General features: G+C 28.1%; 3 protein-coding genes. 1 reads left to right on the forward strand and 2 read right to left on the reverse strand.

The window, feature by feature from the left end:
- Positions 1-124: IS3 family transposase (locus tag ES677_RS15930; protein WP_394349293.1), on the forward strand; the 124-nt coding region annotated here is incomplete at its 5' end.
- Positions 125-1300: 1176 nt separating this feature from the next.
- Here ES677_RS15930 and ES677_RS14990 read toward each other — a convergent pair.
- Together ES677_RS14990 and ES677_RS15935 are read right to left on the reverse strand one after the other, a co-directional pair.
- A complete protein-coding gene (locus tag ES677_RS14990) occupies positions 1301-1984 on the reverse strand; it encodes a primase-helicase family protein (RefSeq protein ID WP_211357900.1) in 684 nt (227 codons plus the stop codon).
- The coding region (locus ES677_RS15935; protein ID WP_394349293.1) for an IS3 family transposase at positions 1974-2097 on the reverse strand (124 nt) is incomplete at its 5' end. The genes ES677_RS14990 and ES677_RS15935, both read right to left, overlap by 11 nt.

The following is a 2097-nucleotide window of genomic DNA, read 5'->3' on the forward strand; positions in this document are numbered from 1 at the left end:
GGAAAGAGATATCTTTGAATATATTGAACTTTGGTATAATAAAAAGAGAAGGCACTCAACACTCAATTATCTGACAATTAAAGAATTTAATAACTTAAAAATTAATTATAAATATGCTGCTTAACTTATACTGCACTTTTTGTTTGCATGTCCAGGTCGCTAATTTATTTAAAACATTTGACAGTAATGAGCTTATTAAAAACATAATTATAGATAAAATAAATTACAAATTTTAGTTAATTTGTTTTTTGTGTTATATATTTTAATATCTTTGTTATTGTTATAACAGTGCCTCTCTATACATAAGCTATATAGGTGCACTTAAAAAAAACATTAAGAAACCCAGTCTAGCACTGGGTTTTGCTTTTTAATATATCTACATAAATTAATTTAAAAAGATAAAATAATCTAGATTTTTTTGCAAAAGGTAATTTAATCTTTTAGGTAGTATTTACTCGTTTAAAATATAAAATACATCTAATTTTAAAAACATTAATCCTATTTATTAAAAAACCTTTTATCCCTCCCTTACAGAATATCGCTTTTATTCGGATCTTCCTACTTTAGTCTTTAATTATATATCTACTAAACAGCAACCTAGGAAATAAACACTCCACCCTTATTAAACCATTCCAAAAAACCAAAGTAAAACCTAACTAAGGAAATAAACCAACCTAATTTAAACCTAAAACAGGTATTTATAGCCTTTATTTCAACCAAATAAAACCACTTTAAAACCTATTCCAAGCAAAAAAACCCTTTTGCAACCTCTACACTGTATAACAATAGCCTTGTTGCAACCTAGATCAATCGCTTTTTATTATTAAGAATAATGATTTTTAAAAGGAATACCTTAAAACCTAGAAATCTATTAGAGGTTTTATTCAATTAGGTTTTGTTGCATTATGGATTGTTCTTGTTGCAACCTTATTTTTTCTTGTTGCAAACCTGTTTTATTCTTGTTGCGCTTTGTTTTTCTTGTTGCAATCCTTGCTTTTCTTGTTGCAATCCTTGTTTTTCTTGTTGCAAACCTGTTTTATTCTTGTTGCGCTTTGTTGCAACCTTTGTTTTCTTATTGTAGTGCGTGGTATTGGTCTTTGTAGTAAATGCACTAATAAAATAATGTTGCTTGTTGCTAAAACTCCTTAAACCATTAATATAAGTGGTTTTACACATCAACTAACGAGAAACAATATGTCAACAGTTATAAAGTTTTAATTGTTGCGAAGATGTTGCCTTGATGTTTATACTATAAATGCTAGCTAGCATAGCATTACAGTATTAAATCAACAAATCAACCCTAATCCTTGAACATCTCTTTGGTAAACGTATAATGGCGACCTTTGTGATTGCTTTGTTCTACTATAGGCTTACTTGTTATAGAAAAAGACATATGATATTTTATATATGTACTATTCTTAGGTTCTAACTTATACATATTTTTTATAAGTTCTGAAATTTTAAAAGAACTGGTTCTAATATTATGTTTACTTAACTTCTCTACTAAATCACCAACCGAATATTTTAATTCCTCTGTATCAAACTGTAAAAACTCATCAGAAAGTATTTGTTCTAATTCTTTATTGATAAAAGTTTTATTACCGTTCATCAACACCTCTAAAGCAGCTGTGTGAATCTGTTCTTTTGTAAACCACATTCTTGTTTTTCTAGGACTTGAAATTTCTCTATTATTAATGAAATTTATGAACTGTGGTAGTTCTGCTTGTAGTGATTCCAGAAGATTGGGCTTATCTTTCGCTAAATCAAAAGGAATAATTTTACGCACCCAATACCTTATTTCTGAATCATCTATATAGACAAAGTTTTCTTCGTTATTCGAGCATAATATGAACTTACCAAAAAAACCACCCTCTATCTTGTCTTTACCTTTAGCTTCACTTTTATAAGTTTTGGCGGTAGATAAGTTTTTTAATCGTTCGCTATGGACATGCAAACAAAAAGTGCAGTATAAGTTAAGCAGCATATTTATAATTAATTTTTAAGTTATTAAATTCTTTAATTGTCAGATAATTGAGTGTTGAGTGCCTTCTCTTTTTATTATACCAAAGTTCAATATATTCAAAGATATCTCTTTCC

The sequence above is a fragment of the Bizionia gelidisalsuginis genome (assembly GCF_008086185.1).
GTDB lineage: Bacteria > Bacteroidota > Bacteroidia > Flavobacteriales > Flavobacteriaceae > Bizionia > Bizionia saleffrena.